Source organism: Brachybacterium huguangmaarense (genome assembly GCF_025725725.1).
Classification (GTDB): Bacteria; Actinomycetota; Actinomycetes; order Actinomycetales; family Dermabacteraceae; genus Brachybacterium; species Brachybacterium huguangmaarense.
In genome coordinates this window covers 1,647,844-1,664,926 of the sequence record NZ_CP107020.1, presented here as the reverse complement: position 1 = coordinate 1,664,926, position 17,083 = coordinate 1,647,844, and the positions used below count along the sequence as shown (strand labels likewise).

Genomic DNA, 17,083 nt, shown 5'->3' with positions numbered 1-17,083 from the left:
GCTCAGGGGCGCCATCGGCTCGTCAGCGGCCCTTGCCGAACATGCCGCGCAGCTCGCGCGGCAGCTGGGACGGGTCGAGATCGGCGAGGTCGGGCATCTCGCCGCCGGCCGGGCCCTGGCTCGCGCCGCCGCCGAAGGCGGAGCCGGACGTGCCCTGCTGCGCGGCCCGCTCGGCCGCCTCGCGCTCCTGCTGGGCGCGCTTAGCGGGGTTGCTCGACATCTTCTTGGCGCCCTTGCCCTTGCCGCCCTTGGGGGACTGCATGCGGCCGCGGGACTTCTTGCCGTAGCCCATGCCGGGCGCGCCCGGCATGCCGCCGCCGGCCATCCCGCCGCCCATCGTGCGCATCATCTGCTGGGCCTGCTTGAAGCGCTCGAGCAGGGCGTTGACCTCGGACACCGAGGTGCCGGAGCCGCGGGCGATGCGGGCGCGGCGCGAGCCGTTCAGGAGCTTGGAGTCGTTGCGCTCGGCCGGCGTCATCGACTGGATGATGGCCTCGACGCGGCCGATGTCCTTCTCGTCGAAGTTCTCGAGCTGCTCGCGGAACTGGCCCATGTTGGGCAGCATGCCGAGCATCTTCTTGAGGTTGCCCATCTTCTTGAGCTGCTGCATCTGGCCCAGGAAGTCCTCGAGGGTGAAGTCCTCGCCCTTGGCGAGCTTGCCCGCCATCTTCTCGGCCTCGGCCTGGTCGAAGGACCTCTCGGCCTGCTCGATGAGCGACATGACGTCGCCCATGTCGAGGATGCGCCCGGCCATGCGGTCGGGGTGGAAGCGCTCGAAGTCGCCGAGCTGCTCGCCCGTCGAGGCGAACAGGATGGGCCGCTGGGTCACGCCCGTGATCGACAGGGCGGCGCCGCCGCGGGCGTCGCCGTCGAGCTTGGACAGCACCACGCCGGTGAAGCCGACGCCGTCGCGGAAGGCCTCGGCCACGCGGGCGGCGTCCTGGCCGATCATCGCGTCGACGACGAACAGGGTGTCGTCGGGGTGGACGGCGTCGCGGATGTCCCGCGCCTGCTGCATCATCTCCTCGTCGATGCCGAGGCGGCCCGCGGTGTCGACGATCACGATGTCGTGCTGCTGGAAGCGGGCGGTCGACACGCCGTTCATGGCCACGAGCACGGGATCGCCCACGCCGTTGCCGGGCTCGGGCGCGAAGACGGGCACGCCCGCGCGCTCGCCGACGATCTGCAGCTGGTTCACGGCGTTGGGCCGCTGGAGGTCCGCCGCGACGAGCATCGGGGTGTGCCCCTCGCTCTTCATCCACCGGGCGAGCTTGCCCGCGAGCGTCGTCTTGCCGGCGCCCTGGAGGCCCGCGAGCATGATGACGGTCGGAGGGTTCTTGGCCCATGCCAGCTCGCCGGTCGCGCCGCCGAGCACGTCGACGAGCTCGTCGTGCACGATCTTGACGACCTGCTGGGCGGGGTTGAGCGCCTTGGAGACCTCCTCGCCGAGCGCCCGCTCGCGCACCCTGCCGGTGAAGTCGCGGACGACGGGGACCGCGACGTCGGCGTCCAGGAGGGCGCGGCGGATCTCGCGGATGGTCTTGTCGACATCGGCCTCGGACAGGCGTCCGTGCCCGCGCAGCCCCTTGAGGGACGCGGTGATGCGATCGGAGAGGTTGTTGAACACGAAGAGAGCTTCCCCCTGGGAGTGCTGGGACCGTCCCAGTGTAGCCAGGGCCCCCGCGCCCTCCGGGGCGCGGGGGACGCGGCTCACGCGGAGGCGGCGTCCATGATCGCGGCGATGATGCGCCCGACCATGGGGGCCTCGAGCGGGCGGCCGCGCGCGTCCGTCAGGTAGAGCACGTCGACGGCGCGGCGGCCGAGGGTCATGACGTGCGCGCTGCGCACCATGAGCTGGTGGCCCGTGATCATCTCGGCGACGTCCGCGAGCAGGCTCGGCCGGTTGGCGGCGTTGACCTGGATCACGGTGGCCTCCTGGGAGGCGCTCGGCAGCAGCGTCACGACCGGGATGTCCTCGGTAGTCCGGGCGGGCGCGCCGGGCGGCACCTCGAGCACGCGGGCGGCGGGATCGCCCCGCCCGTCGAGCTCGCGGGCGAGCGCCGAGCGCAGGGCCGTCGGATGCGGGAGGTCCGCGGGCGTCCCGGAGACCCACCAGGTGTCGACGGCCACGCCCTCCATCGTCGAGACGACGGCCGAGCGCACGTCGATCCGGTGGCGGGCGAGCACGCGCGCCATGGCGGCGAACACGCCGGGGCCGTCGGGGGCGCCCAGGCAGATCTGCGAGACCTGGTCGTCGCCGGTCGGGGCGGGATAGAGCACCTGGGGCACGCCCGTGCGGTGGACCGCGTCGAGCACCGCCTGCTCGACGGAGCGCTGGGGCGCGAGGAACTCGCGCGGCCCCCGGATCGCGCCGGCGAGGGAGGCGCGGGCACGCTCGGTCAGGTGGTCGACGAGCGAGGCGCGCCAGCTCGACCAGGCGGCCGGCCCGGCCGCGCGCGCGTCGGCCTCCGTGAGCGCCCGCAGCAGCTCGAGGCGGCCCGGGTCCCGGTCCACGGCGTCCAGCAGCGCGCCGAGCGTCGCGGCGTCGGACGGGTCGCGCCCGGTCGCGAGCTCGACCAGGGTCAGGTGCTCGGCCACGAGGGACGCGATCACGTCGGCGTCCTCGGCGTCGAAGCCGAGGCCGAGCGCGGACTCCCGGGCCAGCGGCGCGCCCTCCCGGGCGTGGTCGCGCGCGTCGGCGCGCTTGCCGATGTCGTGGAGCAGGGAGGCGGCCAGCAGGAGGTCCGGGCGGTCCACCTCCGCGAGATGGGACTGGGCCTCGCGCACCGTCTCGATCTGGTGGCGGTCGACCGTGAAGCGATGGACGGCGGAGCGCTGGGGACGGTTGCGCACGCCCGCCCAGGCGGGGATCCAGCCGGTCACGACCCCGTGCACGTCGAGCGCCTCGTAGACGTCGGCCACGTGCGCGCCCGCGAGCGCGTCCATCAGCAGGTCCCGCTGTGCGGGGCTGAACGGGAGCGGCAGCGGGTGGCGGCGCAGGCGCACGAGGGTCGCGTCCGACAGCGGCAGCCCGGTCGTGGCCGCATGGCGCACGGCGGCGATGTCCCGCAGCGGGTCGGTGACGGCCGGGTCCACCGAGACCTCCCCGGCCTGCACGATCACGCCGTGCTCGAGCCGGGTCAGGTCGGGTCGGCGGGTCGCGCCCGAGCCGACGGTCGCGCGGCCGCCCGGGGACGCGGCGGCCTGGGCCGCGCGGACCACGCGGTGCAGCTCCCAGGCGACGGTGCGCGCCGACTCGGCGAGCGCCGCGAGGTGGTCGTCCGCGGTGTCGTAGCCGCACAGGGCCGCGACGGCGTCCTGGTCGGGGCGGCCGAGCCGGGTGCCGGAGCGTCCGGTGACGGCCTGCAGGGCGTCGCGGGCGTCCAGCAGCACGTCGGCCGCGCGGTCGATCGCGACGTGGTCGTGGTCGGCCAGCCAGCTGCCCGCGAAGGCGCGGATGACGGTCACGTCGCGCAGGCCGCCGCGGTCGGCCTTGAGGTTGGGCTCGGAGGAGTGGGCGAGCACGCCGTAGCGCGACTCCCGGTCCTCGGCGAGATCGATCAGCTCGGCGCGGCGGGTGCGGGCCTGGCTCCTCCACACCCGGCGCACGCGCGACTGGGTGTCCTTGACGAGCGCGGGGTCCCCCGCGACGGTCCGCAGGTCGAGCAGGGAGATCGCGGCGCGCAGGTCGTCCCGGGCGACCTCCTCGGTCTCGAGCGGGGTGCGCACGGAGTGGTCGAGCGAGGTGCCGGAGTTCCAGATCGGGTACCACAGCGCGCTCGCGAGGGTCGCGGCCCGCTCGTCGTCGACGACCGCGGGGTCGACGAGCAGCACGAGGTCGAGGTCGCTCGCCGGTCCCAGGTCACGGCGCCCGAGGGATCCGAGCGCGGCGAGGGCCGCGCCCGCCGCGGGGGCGTCCGCCGACTCCCACAGGTCGGTGAGCCATGCGTCGACCAGGTCGGCGTGCTGCTCCCGGCGCGTCTGCCCGTCCGCCCTGTCCCCGAAGCCGTGGTGCAGGACGTGGTCGAGCCGGCGCGCCGGGAGCGAGTCCGAGGGGAGGTCAGAGGGCACTGGCGCCTTCCTCGCCCGTGCGGACACGGACGACGGAGCCCACCTCGCTGGTCCAGACCTTGCCGTCGCCGATGCGTCCCGTGCGCGCGGCGCGCACGATGACCTCGACGAGGGCGGGCTCGTCGGCGTCCTCGGCGAGGACCTCGAGCTTGATCTTGGGGATCGTGTCGATGCGGTACTCGGCGCCGCGGTAGACCTCGGTGTGGCCGCCCTGGCGGCCGTACCCGGCGACCTCGCTGATCGTGAGGCCGGCGACGCCGTGCTCGCGCAGCGCGTCGGTCACGCTCTCGAGGGCGTGCGGCTGGATGACGGCGGTGATGAGTCTCATCGGGTCTCCCCTGCGGTGGTGGCGGGCCGGCGGCCCTCGGAGTCGGTGCCGGGGTCGGACCCGGCGGTGGGGTCGGTCGGGGCCGCGCTCGGCCCGGCGGGGGCCGCGACGGGCTCGGCCGCCCGCATCGGACGACGGTCCAGACGCGAGGCCAGGTTGCCGACGAGATCGTATCCGGACTCGGCGTGGCGGGTGATGTCGATGCCCGCACGCTCCTCGTCGGGGGTGATCCTCCAGCCCATGACCGCCTTGAGTACCAGGGCGATCACGAGGGTGACGACGCCCGAGAAGACGACGGCCGCGAGCGCGATGACGATCTGGACCACGAGCTGGCGCGCGCCGTGGCCGTAGAACAGACCGGTCTCGGTCGACAGGAAGCCGATCAGGACGGTGCCGACGAGGCCGCCGACGAGGTGGACGCCGACCACGTCGAGCGAGTCGTCGAAGCCGAAGCGGGCCTTCAGCCCGACCGCGAGCGAACACAGGGCGCCTGCGACGACGCCGAGCACGATCGCGCCGAGCGGGCTCACGGCCGCGGCGGCGGGCGTGATGGCCACGAGGCCCGCGACGACGCCCGAGGCCGCGCCGAGCGAGGTCACCGCGCCGTGGCGGATCTTCTCGACGAGCACCCAGCCGAGCATGGCCGAGGCGGTCGCGACGGTGGTCGTGACCCAGGCGAGGCCCGCGGTCCCGTCGGCCGTGCCGGCGCTGCCGGCGTTGAAGCCGAACCAGCCGAACCACAGCAGGGCGGCACCGAGCATGACGAGCGGCAGGTTGTGCGGCTTCATGACGTCGCGGCCGAAGCCGAGGCGCGGCCCCACCACGATCGCGAGCACGAGGCCCGCGACGCCCGCGTTGATGTGGACGACGGTGCCGCCCGCGAAGTCGATGGGGGCCACGGTCGCCGCGGCGTCCGCCCCGGTGCCGGTCGTGCCGAAGATCATCGCGGCGATCGAGCCGGGAGCCCCGGAGAGCAGGCCTCCGCCCCAGACCATGTGCGCGAGCGGCGCGTAGCACAGCAGGATCCACACGGCGACGAACACGATCCAGGTGGAGATCTTGACGCGGTCGGCGATCGCGCCGGAGATGAGCGCGGCCGAGATGACCGCGAAGGTCATCTGGAAGCCGGCGGCCACGAGGAACGGCACGCCGGAACCGGCGAGCAGGGAGTCGGCGTCCGAGCCGTGCAGGCCGAAGAAGTCCGCCGGGTTGCCGAAGACTCCGCCCACGTCGCTGCCGAAGGCGACCGAGTAGCCGCAGACCGTCCACACGATCGCGCCCACCCCGAGCGCGGTGAACGACATCAGCATCATGTTCAGGACGGTGCGGGAGCGGACCATGCCGCCGTAGAAGAGGGCCAGCGCGGGCGTGGTCATCATGAGCACCAGGGAGGCGCTCGTGAGCAGCCAGGCGGTGGCGCCGGTGTCCAGAGTGAAGTCCATCGAGTGTCCAAGTGTCGGCGGGACCGGCCGCAGGGCCGATCGGCCCATGGAGGACCGTGCCATCATCGTTGGCCGCCGGCCCCCGGGAGCCCGCAGCGATCGGGGCCCGTTACCGTTCTGTGATGCGGCGTCCCACATGGTGACCCCTGTGGCGGAGCGTCAGGACCGCCAACGCTCCCCGGGCGGCGGCTCGGGCGTGTGGAGTCCCGGATCTCGTGCCCGTCGTCCCCGAACGCCACGTGGCGGCACCTGTCCTTGATGAGAGGTGCCGCCACGTGACGTTCGACGGGCGCGTGAGGGCGGACGTGTCAGCGCGTGAGGGCGGACACGCGTCAGCGCATACGCCGCCGGCTCAGTCGCCGAGCAGGGCGTCGACGAAGCCGTGGGGGTCGAAGGGGGCGAGGTCGTCCATGCCCTCGCCGAGCCCGACCATCTTGACGGGCACGCCGAGCACGCGCTGCACGTTGACGACGATGCCGCCCTTGGCGGTGCCGTCGAGCTTGGTGAGCACGATGCCCGTGATGTTGACGGCCTCGGAGAACACCCGGGCCTGCTGCATGCCGTTCTGCCCGGTCGTCGCATCGAGCACGAGCAGCACCTCGCGCACGCCCACGCCGTGCAGGGCCTTCTCGGACACCCGGCGCACCTTGCCGAGCTCGTCCATGAGGCCCTTCTTGTTCTGCAGGCGCCCGGCGGTGTCGATGATCGCGACGTCCACGCCCTCGGCGACGCCCTCGGAGATCGCGTCGAAGGCGACCGAGGCGGGGTCGGCGCCGTCGACGTCCGAGCGTACGGTGCGCACGCCCACCCGCGAGCCCCACGTGGCGAGCTGGTCGGCGGCGGCGGCGCGGAAGGTGTCGGCCGCGCCGAGCACGACGGTGCGGCCCTCGGCGACGAGCACGCGCGCGAGCTTGCCGACGGTGGTGGTCTTGCCGGTGCCGTTGACCCCGACCATGAGGATGGCCGAGGGCACGACGGTGCCGTCCTCGGCGCGCTGGCGGGTCGCCGCGAGACGGCGGTCCATCGCGGGGTCGATCAGGCGCACGAGCTCCTCGCGGAGCACCTCGCGCACCGCGGCGGGCTCGTGGGAGCCGAGCACCTGCATGCGCTGGCGCAGCGCCGCGAGCAGCTCGTCGGTCGGGTCGGGGCCGAGGTCGGCCAGCAGCAGCGTCTCCTCGATCTCGTCCCACGTGTCCTCGTCGACCCGGTCGCGCGACAGCAGGCCCAGCAGCCCGCGGCCGATGCTGCCCGAGCGGGAGAGGCGGTCGCGCAGACGGACCATGCGGTCCGCGGCGGGCTCGGGGGTCTCGAGCGGCGGGGCGGTCGCGGCCTCGTCGGCCGTCGGGGCCCCGGTCTGCTCCTCGGCGGGCGACGCGGCCGGCGCCGGGGCGATCGGAGCCGGGGCGTTCTCGGCGGCCTGCTCGGTCGCGGGGGCCTCGACGGTCGCCGCGGACGTCTCGTCCGGCGCCAGGGCGGAGGCCTCGACGGTGGACTCGTCGGCGCGGTCGGGCTCGGTGCGCTCCTGGTCCGGAGCGGGTGCGGAGAGCGTGTCGGACCAGGTGGGGGCGGCGGGCCGCTCCTTGGTCGCGGTGGCGGTGCCCGCGGGCCGCTCGCCGTCGTGCTCGGTCGTCGCACGGTCCGTGCCGTCTCCGCCGCGGCGGCGTCCGCGCAGGATCGCCCAGCCGCCGCCACCGATCACGGCGATGCCGCCGATCGCCGCTCCGACGATCTCCACCAGCTGCACGGGATCCACAGTCACCTCCGGGGTCGGGGTACGCCGACGGTCGCGGCGAGGCCTCGGACGAGTCTAGGCGGTCCTCCGAGCGCGGCCGGGGCCGCGCGGGAGGCGCACGGGCGCGCTGCGGCGGGGATCACGCCGCCGGGCGCGGGGCGGCGGCGTCAGGAGCCGGCGCGCTGCGTGCGGGACGTGTGGCGACTGCTCGCAGAGTGCTCGCGGTGGCGCTGCAGGTGGGGCAGGGCGACGGCGCCGAGGATGCCGAGGGAGACGACGAGAGCGAGGAGGAAGTACACGATCACGGGACCCATGCCCATAGTGTGCGGGAGGAGGGCCGCGGAATCGAGCTTCTGCGGCGCGTGCCGCGGTGCGGACTGTGCCACACCGCGTCATCGGCGGCCGCGCACGGCCCTTCTCAGCCGACCTCGGGGAACCAGATCGCGATCTCCCGGGCGGCGGACTCCGGGGAGTCCGAGCCGTGCACGAGGTTCTGGATCACGGGAAGGTCCCACTCGCGGCCGAGGTCCCCGCGGATCGTGCCGGGCGCGGCGCTCGTCGGGTTGGTCGCGCCGGCGAGGGAGCGGAACCCCTCGATGACCTTCTCGCCCTCGGCGACGATCGCGACGAGGGGCGCGGAGCCCATGTAGTCCACGAGCGGCTGGTAGAACGGCTTGCCCTCGTGCTCGGCGTAGTGGGAGGACAGCTCCTCGGCGGTGGCGGTCCGCTGGGCCAGGGCGACGATGCCGTAGCCCTTGGCCTCGATGCGGCGCAGGATCTCGCCGCGCAGGCTGCGCTGGACGGCGTCGGGCTTCAGCAGGATCAGGGTGCGCTCGGTGCTCATGGGGGTGAGCCTATCGATCCTCGGCGCGCTCGCGCTCCGCGAGCACCCGGCGGTCCACCTCGTCCTTCTCGGCGTCCCAGCGGTGACCGCGCACCACCCCGTACACGTAGAGCACGGCGAGCGCGGCGCCGATGACCCACATGGCGGGCACGAACAGCCCCATCAGGATCACCGGGATCTGCGCGACGGCGCCGACCACATAGGGCCAGCTCCCCCGGCTCAGCAGCCCGGCGACGCCCATCAGCACGACCGCCGTGACGAGGGCGAGGGTCCACGTGCCCACGCGGTGCTCCGGGAGCAGCTGGTGGGCCACGAGCGCGGCGAAGAAGAGGACGAGGGCCTCGACGGTGAGCGTGGTGGCGCTCAGCATGCGCTGGGCGCCGTGGGCGCGGGCGGAGGGGGCGATGTCCAGGGCCATGCCGCCTCAGTCCTCCTCGGTGCGGCCGAGCAGGTCGCGGACCTCGGCGGCGAGGGTCACCGACCCCGCCACGACGACGCCGCCGAACTCGCCGCCGCGCTGCTCGGCGAGGTCCACGGCGGCCTGGATCGCATCGGGCAGGCTCGCGGTCTCGACGACCCGGTCCGGGTCGTCGAACACGTCGCGCGCGAGATCGGCGAGCCGGTCGGCGGGGATCGCCCGGGGCGAGGACGACTGCGTCACGACGATGTCGTCGAGCAGCGGCTCGAGGACCTCGAGGATCCGGTCGGCCTCCTTCTCCTGGAGGATGCCGACGATCCCGACGGTGCGCGTGAAGCGGAAGTTCTCCCGCACGGTCCGCACGAGGACCTCGGCGCCGTCGGGGTTGTGCGCCGCGTCGACGAGAACGGTCGGCGCCTGGCGCACCACCTCGGCGCGGCCGGGCGAGGTGACGTCGGCGAGCGCCGCGGCCAGGACGTCGGCGGCCAACGGCGTGCGGCCGTCCCCGAGCAGCGCCTCGCACGCGGCGACCGCGAGCAGGGCGTTGTGGGCCTGATGCTCGCCGAGCAGGTCGAGGAACACCTCGTCGTAGCGCGCGGCGATGCCCTGCAGGGTCAGCAGCTGGCCGCCGACGCCGGGGGTGCGGTCGAGCACCGCGATCTGCTCCTCCTCGACGACGGCGTCGGCGCCGAGCTCGATCACGCGGTCGCGGAGCACCTGGGCGGCCTCCTCGTAGCGCTGGGCGCCGATCACGGCGAAGGCGTCCGCGGTGAGGATGCCCGCCTTCTCCCCCGCGATGTCGGCGATGTCGTCGCCGAGGTACTCCTGGTGGTCGTAGCCGATCGCCGTGATGACCGCGACGTCGGGGCTCACCGCGCCGGTCGCGTCCCACGTGCCGCCCATGCCGGTCTCGATCACGGCCACGTCGACGGGAGCGCTCGCGAAGGCCTGGAAGCTCATCGCGATGACGTACTCGAAGAAGGTGAGACGCGGCCCGCCCGCGGCGAGCGACTCGGCGTCGACGATCTCGGCGAAGGGCTCGACGTCGCGGTAGGCCTGGATGAAGTCCTGCTCGGGGATCGAGCGCCCGTCGATCGCGATGCGCTCGACGGGGGAATGCAGGTGGGGGCTCGTGGCGCGCCCGGTGCGCAGGCCCGTCTCCCGCAGGATCCGTTCGACGATGCGCGCCGTCGTCGTCTTGCCGTTGGTGCCGGCGATGCGGATCGAGCGGTAGGAGGTCTGCGGGTCGCCCATCAGCTCCATCACACGACGGATCCGCGAGAGGTCCGGCTCGATCCGGTTCTCGGGGGCGCGGGCGAGCAGGGCGGCGTAGACCTCGCGCAGCTCGGGCGACATCTCTGCTCTGGCGGATCGGGGCACTCGGCGACTCCTGGGAACGGTGCGAGGGGCGGCGGCGCCGGGGGCGGGGCCGCGCGGCGGCGCCGTCCAGTCTACGAGGGCGCGAGGCGACGGGCGTCCTGCGGCCCGGCACGGGCGAGAGGGGGCGAGAGCGTGGCGCCGGCGCGGCGAGGGCGCAGCGCGGGCCGCCGACCCTCCGCGTCCCCTCCCCACGGCCGATGGGTCCCCATGGGGAGTTCTCCCCGTTCCCCCGCCCGGCGGCCCCGGCCTAGGGTCGCGACACCGGCAGATCCCGCCGCTCGCGGCGGGCCGAACGGCGCGGAGAGGAGCAGGCCATGACCACGATCGTCGGACCGCGTGCGTTCGCGAGCACGGCCGCGCGCGGCGCGGGCCGCTGCCCCGCGGAGCTGAACCCCCTGCTGCGGTCCGCGATCCCGCCGGGGCCCGCGGGGGAGGCGCTCGACGCGCGGCTGCTCGTCGAGGCGCCGAGCGCGCGGGAGCTGCTCGTGCGGCACGTCACGTCGCCCGTGGCCCTCGTGCTGGGCTCCCAGGCCGCCGGCCGCACCGAGCGGATCCGGCTCGGGCTCGACCCGGCCCGCCCCACCGTGGAGAGGCTGGACGAGCACGGCTCGACCTGGGAGGAAGCGAGACCTCAGGAGCTGGCCGGGGTGCTCGCCTCGGCACTCCCGGAGGACCCGATGCTGCTGGCCGCGCCGCAGCTCGCCCAGGAGACCGGCAGCGCCCGGCTCGGCCTGAGCACCTCCCAGCGCGAGCAGGTGCGCGGCGACCTCGCCGAGGGCGCCTCCCCGGCGAGGGCCTTCGCGCGCCTGGCGGATCTGGACCCGGCGCTGCGCGAGGCCCTGCTCACGACGGGGCCCCGCGTCTCCCTGAGCTGGTGCCTGCACGATCCGCGCCGACGCTCGGCCCGGGAGCTCTGGACACGCCTGTGGGCGAGCGGGCCCCGGCACCTGTTCCGCACCACCCCCGTGGCCGAGGGGGACGTGCTCCTGATCCCGGTCGATCCCGGGGACGTGCTCGCGAGCATCGAGGCGGTGCTCGCGCACGGACTGCACGTCTCCGCATCGCTCCCCTCCCGGGCAGGTGCCCGATGACGGCCTTCTGCGGGATGGACACCGAGCACGGCCGCGCTCACGGACTGGCCCTGCTCGCGGCGGCGCAGCGCGTCGACGAGCTCGCCGCACAGCTCGACGCCGCCGTCCGCGCCGCGCCCTGGGACGGGCCGGACGCCGACCGCTTCCGGCTCCGTGTCGCCGAGCTCGCCTCGGGGCCGCTCCCCCACGGCGCCCGGGAGCTCGCACGCCGGGGCGACCAGCTGCACGGGGAGGCCGACGAGCAGGACATCGTGTCGGGCCCGGACGAGACCGGGCCCGACGCCTCCGTCGCCCCCGAGGCGCTCGCCCCCGCGCCGCCCGGAGACCTGCGCCGCGGCTACCTCCACGAGGACCTGCCGTGGCTGCCGACCTGGATCGAGGACCCGTTCGAGCGGACGCTGTCCGCGTCGGCTCAGACCGCCTCGGATCTGCTCGGCCGCGGCCTCGACGCGACGGCCGACGTCGTCGACGGCTGGGGCGAGGACCTCGGGTGGAACGTCGACGGTCTCGACCAGCTCCGCCACGACGCCGGGAGCTTCGGCCGGTCCGTCACGGACCTGCTCACCGGTGAGCGCGTGCCGACCGTCGCGGAGCTCACGGCCGGCGCGCTGCTCATGACCGCCTCGGGTGGGATCGCGGCCTATGAGGTGGCGACGGGGGTCGACTCGCCGCTGCTCGACGACCGCTCCGAGGTCACGGTGCTGGACGTGCGGCGCACGGGCGCGACCACGGCGCCTCACGACCTGGCGGACCTCATCCTGGACAACGACGAGGCCCGGCGCGAGATGGCCGGGCGCGAGGGCGCGGACGCCTTCGACGCCGGGCGCGCTACCCAGATCCGCATCCAGGAGATCGCGAGCGTGCACGGGGAGCGCCCGCGCTTCATCGTGCAGGTGCCGCCCACCCAGGGCGGCGTGGGCAACCAGGACGCCTGGGGAGCCCAGGGCAATCCGCTGGGCTGGGACGCCAACCCCCGCCTGGTCGCGGGCCAGGACACCGCGTCGATGAACGCCGTGCGCACGGCGATGCGGGAGGCCGGGATCCCCGGCGGGGCGGACGTCCTGTTCGTCGGGCACTCCCAGGGCGGCATCGTCGCGGCCCATCTCGCGGCCGACGCCGACCTCAACAACACCTCGGGACGCGAGGGCACGTACAACATCACGCACAGCTTCTCGGTCGGCTCCCCGGTGCAGACGGTGCTGCCGGCGCAGGCGTCGACCGAGGTGGTCTCCCTCGTGCACGGCCCCCTCGTGCTCGGGGCCGAGCGCTCCTCGGGCGACCCCATCCCCGCGCTCGACCTCGCGGGTCTCCAGGTGCTCGGCGGTCACGTGAGCGGCCCGAACATGCACGAGGTGCCGCTGCCGGGCGCGGAGGACGCGACGGCGAGCGGCGCCTCGCTGCCCTTCGTCGAGGACAACCACGAGTCGGTGGTGCGCGACGCGCACGGCGTTCCCGCGACCGACCAGGGGTACTACGGGTCGGTGCTGCGCGCCGAGCGGACCGACCCGACGCTCGTGGGCCTGACCCGGGAGCTCGAGGGCGTCTACCTGGGCGAGGGCACCGCGGTCACGCGCGAGACGGTCGTCGAGGTGGGACGCGCGGACCTGCGCTGAGGCGACGCGGCCCCGCGGCGCTCGATCCGGGCCTCAGCCCAGGCCGTACTTCTCGATGAAGGTCTCGGCGCGCAGCTCGTCGGTGCTCGCGAACCCCTCGACGAGCGCGTGGGCGGGCACGACCGAGCCGTCGGCGGCGCGGGCGCTCACGGTGTCGACGAGGTATCGGCCAGGCTCGGCGCGCTCGTCGACGAGCACCCGCACGAGCTGCTCCATCGCGGCGTCGAAGACGGGCAGGACGGCGGCTGCATCGGCCGCGTCGCTCTCGATGGTCCCGGCCACGCCGCCCGCGCCGAGGTCGCGCGAGACCTCCTCGAGGGCCGACGAGGTCACGCCGTCGACACCGCCCACCGCGTCGTCCAGCCGCGCCCCGAGATCGTCGCGGCCCCTCCCGCACGCGCTGAGCGCGGCGGCCGAGAGCGCGGCGAGACCGCCGAGGGCTCCTCGTCTGCTCACTGCCCGCTCCTCCCGTCCGTCGGCGGCAGGGCCCGGACGGCCCGACGCCGCCGGGCCGCTCCCCCGTCCTGCTGCACGTGCCGTCATCGGTCTCCCCCTCGTCCGACCCCAGTATGGCCGTCGCTCCGGCGCCCCGGCAGGGGGTGTGCACGGTCCCGGTCCCGCGGGTCCGGCGTCGCACGGCGGTGCGGGGCGGCTCAGCGGTGCGGGCGGCAAGGCGGTGCGAGCGACAGGGCGGCGCGGCCAGCACAGCGGCGCGGCCCGACCACGCGACCGGCGTGGGGGCCACGGCGATCCGCCGCGGCCCCCACCCGTCGCGGGGCTCAGACGCGAACGACCGAGACCGTCACGCTGCCGCCGGCGACCTTCTCGGTCACGGCATGGGCGCCCGCGGCCGGGGCGGCGGGCACGGCCACGTCGACCGCGAGCACCTCCTCGGCCACGAGGTCGCGGTGCTCGACGACGGCGCGGACCACCGCCTCGTCGCCGTCGACGGTCAGCCGGATCCGATCGGACACGTCGAGACAGGCGTCGCGCCGCGCCGACTGGATCGCACGGATCACGTCGCGCGCGGTGCCCTCCGCCTCGAGCTCGGCCGTCACGGCCGTGTCGAGGACCAGGAAGTCGCCGCCACGCAGCACGCCGATCGCCCGGCCCTCGCTCGCGGCGCCCTGCCCGGCCACGAGGTCGAGCGTGTACTCGCCCTCGCGCAGCTCGAGGCCGCCGGCCGTGACGGTGCCGTCCTCGGCCACCGACCAGTCGCCGGACTTGGCGCCCTTGATGGCCTGCTGGACCTGCTTGCCCAGGCGCGGGCCCGCGGCGCGGGCGTTGACGGCCAGTCGCTGCTCGACGCCCATGCCCTGCGCCTCGTCGCCCTCGACGTCGAGCAGCCGCACCGACTTGACGTTGAGCTCGTCGGCGATGACCGCGGCGAAGGGCTCCAGGCTCGACGGGTCCGCGCGCACGACGGCGAGCTCGGCGAGCGGGAGACGCGCGCGCAGGCCCTCCTTCTTGCGCAGCGCGTTGCCGGCCGAGGTGACCTCGCGGACCGCGTCCATGAGCGCGACCAGGGCGTCGTCGGCGGGGAAGACGTCGGCGTCCGGCCAGTCGGTCAGGTGCACCGAGCGTCCGCCCGTCATCTCCTTCCAGATCTCCTCGGTCACCATGGGCAGCAGCGGCGCCGTGACCCGGCACAGGGTCTCGAGGCACGTGTGGAGCACGTCGATCGCCTGCTCGTCGCCCTCCCAGAACCGGTCGCGCGAGCGCCGCACGTACCAGTTGGTGAGCATGTCCAGGTAGTCCTGGATCGAGGCGGCCGCGTCGGCGATCGCGAGCTCGGTGAGCTGGTCGCGCACGGTCCGCACGAGGGTCCCGGTGCGGGCCAGCAGGTAGCGGTCCATGACGTCGTCGGACTCGTGGCGCTCGCGTGCCCGGTAGCCGGCGGGGCGTCCGTCGGCGTCCTTCGGGCCCGCCGCATTGGCGTACAGCGCCAGGAAGTACCACACGTTCCACAGCGGCAGCACGACCTGTCGGGTGGCGTCGCGGATCTTGGGCTCGTCGACGATGAGGTTGCCGCCGCGCAGGATCGGCGAGCCCATGAGGAACCAGCGCATGGCGTCGGCGCCGTACTTGTCGAACATCTCGCGCACGTCGGGGTAGTTGCGCAGGGACTTCGACATCTTCTGCCCGTCCTCGCCCAGCACGATCCCGTGGCAGATGACGCTCGAGAACGCGGGCCGGTCGAACAGGGCGGTCGCGAGCACGTGCATGACGTAGAACCAGCCGCGGGTCTGCCCGATGTACTCGACGATGAAGTCCGCCGGGTTGTGCCCCTCGAACCAGTCGGTGTTCTCGAAGGGGTAGTGGACCTGGGCGAAGGGCATCGAGCCCGAGTCGAACCACACGTCGAAGACGTCGGTGATGCGCACCATGGACGAGCGCCCGGTCGGGTCGTCGGGGTTGGGCCGGGTGAGGTCGTCGATGTACGGCCGGTGGAGGTTGACGTTGCCCTCCTCGTCGCGCGGGAGCCGCCCGAAGTCGGCCTCGAGCTCGGCGAGGGACCCGTACACGTCGAGGCGCGGGTGGTTGGGGTCGTCGCTCTTCCACACCGGGATCGGCGAGCCCCAGTAGCGGTTGCGGGAGACGGCCCAGTCCCGCGCGCCCTCGAGCCACTTGCCGAACTGGCCGTGCTTGACGTTGCCGGGCACCCAGTCGATCTGCTCGTTGAGCTCGAGCATGCGCTCGCGCTGGTCGGCGACCTTCACGAACCACGAGCCGACGGCCTTGTAGATGAGGGGGTTGCGGCAGCGCCAGCAGTGCGGGTACGAGTGCACCTCGTCGCGCTCGCGGAACAGGCGGCCCTCGCGCCGCAGGATCCGGATCAGCGGACGGTTGGCGTCGAACACCTGGAGCCCGGCGATCTCGTCGAGGGCGGTGCCGCGGAAGTAGTCGAGGAACTGGGCGCCGTCGTCGACCGAGACGATGACGGGGATGCCGTAGGCGGCGTTGACCTTCTGGTCCTCCTCGCCGTAGGCGGTGGCCTGGTGGACGACGCCGGTGCCGTCGGTCGTGGACACGTAGTCGGCGACGGTGACGATCCAGGCGTTCTGGGTCCCCCAGCGCTCGCGGTCGGCGGAGTAGACGTCCCACAGCGGCCGGTAGGCCACGTACTCGAGCTCGGAGCCCGCGAAGCGGCGCTCGCCGACGGCCGCGAGGGCCGCGTCCGCGTCCGCGTAGCCGAGCTCCTTGGCGTAGGCGCCCACGAGATCGAGGGCCAGCAGGTAGGTCGCCTCGCCCGCGGCCGCGCCGTCGGCCGTGCCCTCGGGGCCCGCCGGCACCGTCACGTACACGATGTCGGGGCCGACCGCGAGGGAGAAGTTGGTGGGCAGGGTCCAGGGGGTCGTCGTCCAGGCGAGCGCGCGCACCCCCTCGAGGCCGAGCTGGGCGGCCCGGTCCCCCTCGAACGGGAAGGTGACGGTGACCGTCGGGTCCTGGCGCATCTGGTAGACGTCGTCGTCCATCCGCAGCTCGTGGGAGGACAGCGGGGTCTGGTCCTTCCAGCAGTACGGCAGCACGGAGTAGCCCTCGTAGGCGCGGCCCTTGTCGTACAGCGTCTTGAAGGCCCACAGGACCGACTCCATGAAGGTCAGGTCGAGGGTCTTGTAGTCGTTGTCGAAGTCGACCCAGCGCGCCTGGCGGGTGACGTACTCCTCCCAGTCCTTCGTGTACTTCAGGACGCTCGCGCGGGCGGCGGCGTTGAAGTGGCCGATGCCCATCTCCTCGATCTCGGACTTCTCGGTCATGCCGAGCTCGCGCATCGCCTCGAGCTCGGCGGGCAGGCCGTGGGTGTCCCAGCCGAAGCGACGGTCGACCCGGTCGCCGCACATGGTCCGGAAGCGCGGCACGACGTCCTTGACGAAGCCCGTGAGCAGGTGGCCGTAGTGCGGCAGGCCGTTGGCGAAGGGCGGGCCGTCGTAGAAGACGAACTCGGGCGCGCCGTCGCGCTGCGCGATCGAGGCGCGGAACGTGTCGTCGGTGCGCCAGAACTCCAGGATCGCGTTCTCGAGCGCGGGCAGGTTCGGCGAGGGGACGAGCGGGGAGCCGGAGACCGGATAGACCATGGGGACCTCCACGGGACAGGTGGCGACGGGCGGACGGCGACGGTGCTGTCCGAGGACGCTCACGCCCGACCCGCAGGGCCGACCGCGT

The 17,083-nt window shown here is 74.1% G+C and carries 13 protein-coding genes; 2 read left to right on the top strand and 11 right to left on the bottom strand.

Translation table 11 applies throughout. From position 1 onward, the window contains the following. Positions 1–22: 22 nt before the first annotated feature. From ffh to BRM3_RS07370, 9 genes are all read right to left on the bottom strand, one after another. Positions 23–1,627, bottom strand: coding sequence for a signal recognition particle protein (gene ffh / locus BRM3_RS07410; protein ID WP_263595424.1), 1,605 nt, complete (start codon positions 1,625–1,627; stop codon positions 23–25). Positions 1,628–1,710: 83 nt separating this feature from the next. Beyond that, complete coding sequence (locus BRM3_RS07405) at positions 1,711–4,071, bottom strand: [protein-PII] uridylyltransferase (RefSeq protein WP_263592694.1); 2,361 nt, start codon at positions 4,069–4,071, stop codon at positions 1,711–1,713. After that, positions 4,061–4,399, bottom strand: coding sequence for a P-II family nitrogen regulator (locus tag BRM3_RS07400; protein WP_263592693.1), 339 nt, complete (start codon positions 4,397–4,399; stop codon positions 4,061–4,063). The genes BRM3_RS07405 and BRM3_RS07400 overlap by 11 nt, the downstream gene beginning before the upstream one ends. After that, complete coding sequence (locus BRM3_RS07395; protein WP_263592692.1) at positions 4,396–5,841, bottom strand: ammonium transporter; 1,446 nt, start codon at positions 5,839–5,841, stop codon at positions 4,396–4,398. The genes BRM3_RS07400 and BRM3_RS07395 overlap by 4 nt, the downstream gene beginning before the upstream one ends. Positions 5,842–6,193: 352 nt before the next feature. Further along, positions 6,194–7,594: a signal recognition particle-docking protein FtsY gene (gene ftsY, locus BRM3_RS07390; protein ID WP_263592691.1), complete on the bottom strand. Its 1,401-nt coding sequence runs from the start codon at positions 7,592–7,594 to the stop codon at positions 6,194–6,196. A gap of 146 nt (positions 7,595–7,740) precedes the next feature. Next, a complete protein-coding gene (locus tag BRM3_RS07385; RefSeq protein ID WP_263592690.1) occupies positions 7,741–7,887 on the bottom strand; it encodes a hypothetical protein in 147 nt (48 codons plus the stop codon). 104 nt (positions 7,888–7,991) lie between these two features. Further along, a complete protein-coding gene (ndk, locus tag BRM3_RS07380; protein WP_263592689.1) occupies positions 7,992–8,417 on the bottom strand; it encodes a nucleoside-diphosphate kinase in 426 nt (141 codons plus the stop codon). 10 nt (positions 8,418–8,427) lie between these two features. Then, positions 8,428–8,835 carry a DUF4233 domain-containing protein gene (locus tag BRM3_RS07375; protein WP_263592688.1) on the bottom strand — a complete coding sequence of 136 codons (408 nt, stop codon included), beginning with the start codon at positions 8,833–8,835 and terminating at the stop codon, positions 8,428–8,430. A gap of 6 nt (positions 8,836–8,841) precedes the next feature. Next, positions 8,842–10,191, bottom strand: coding sequence for a bifunctional folylpolyglutamate synthase/dihydrofolate synthase (locus BRM3_RS07370; protein ID WP_263595423.1), 1,350 nt, complete (start codon positions 10,189–10,191; stop codon positions 8,842–8,844). 338 nt (positions 10,192–10,529) lie between these two features. On the opposite strand from BRM3_RS07370, the gene BRM3_RS07365 reads away from it, so the two are divergent. Both BRM3_RS07365 and BRM3_RS07360 read left to right on the top strand, forming a co-directional pair. After that, positions 10,530–11,306, top strand: a complete 777-nt coding sequence (locus tag BRM3_RS07365; protein WP_263592687.1) for a hypothetical protein — start codon at positions 10,530–10,532, stop codon at positions 11,304–11,306. Beyond that, positions 11,303–12,919 (top strand): hypothetical protein, encoded by a 1,617-nt coding sequence (locus BRM3_RS07360; RefSeq protein WP_263592686.1) that lies wholly within the window; start codon positions 11,303–11,305, stop codon positions 12,917–12,919. Before BRM3_RS07365 ends, BRM3_RS07360 begins: the two co-directional genes overlap by 4 nt. A gap of 33 nt (positions 12,920–12,952) precedes the next feature. Here the strand turns inward: BRM3_RS07360 and BRM3_RS07355 are convergent, their stop codons facing one another. Both BRM3_RS07355 and ileS read right to left on the bottom strand, forming a co-directional pair. Then, on the bottom strand, positions 12,953–13,375 hold the full coding sequence (locus BRM3_RS07355) for a hypothetical protein (RefSeq protein WP_263592685.1): 423 nt from the start codon (positions 13,373–13,375) through the stop codon (positions 12,953–12,955). Positions 13,376–13,698: 323 nt separating this feature from the next. Continuing rightward, positions 13,699–16,995: an isoleucine--tRNA ligase gene (ileS, locus tag BRM3_RS07350; protein ID WP_263592684.1), complete on the bottom strand. Its 3,297-nt coding sequence runs from the start codon at positions 16,993–16,995 to the stop codon at positions 13,699–13,701. Between the last annotated feature and the right edge of the window lie 88 nt (positions 16,996–17,083).

Coding starts and splice junctions, on each gene's coding strand:
- BRM3_RS07385 (WP_263592690.1), bottom strand. CDS start 7,887: ATGGGTCCCGTGATCGTGTACTTCCTCCTCGCTCTCGTCGTCTCCCTC.
- BRM3_RS07400 (WP_263592693.1), bottom strand. CDS start 4,399: ATGAGACTCATCACCGCCGTCATCCAGCCGCACGCCCTCGAGAGCGTG.
- BRM3_RS07365 (WP_263592687.1), top strand. CDS start 10,530: ATGACCACGATCGTCGGACCGCGTGCGTTCGCGAGCACGGCCGCGCGC.
- ileS (WP_263592684.1), bottom strand. CDS start 16,995: ATGGTCTATCCGGTCTCCGGCTCCCCGCTCGTCCCCTCGCCGAACCTG.
- BRM3_RS07370 (WP_263595423.1), bottom strand. CDS start 10,191: ATGTCGCCCGAGCTGCGCGAGGTCTACGCCGCCCTGCTCGCCCGCGCC.
- ndk (WP_263592689.1), bottom strand. CDS start 8,417: ATGAGCACCGAGCGCACCCTGATCCTGCTGAAGCCCGACGCCGTCCAG.
- BRM3_RS07395 (WP_263592692.1), bottom strand. CDS start 5,841: ATGGACTTCACTCTGGACACCGGCGCCACCGCCTGGCTGCTCACGAGC.
- BRM3_RS07375 (WP_263592688.1), bottom strand. CDS start 8,835: ATGGCCCTGGACATCGCCCCCTCCGCCCGCGCCCACGGCGCCCAGCGC.
- BRM3_RS07360 (WP_263592686.1), top strand. CDS start 11,303: ATGACGGCCTTCTGCGGGATGGACACCGAGCACGGCCGCGCTCACGGA.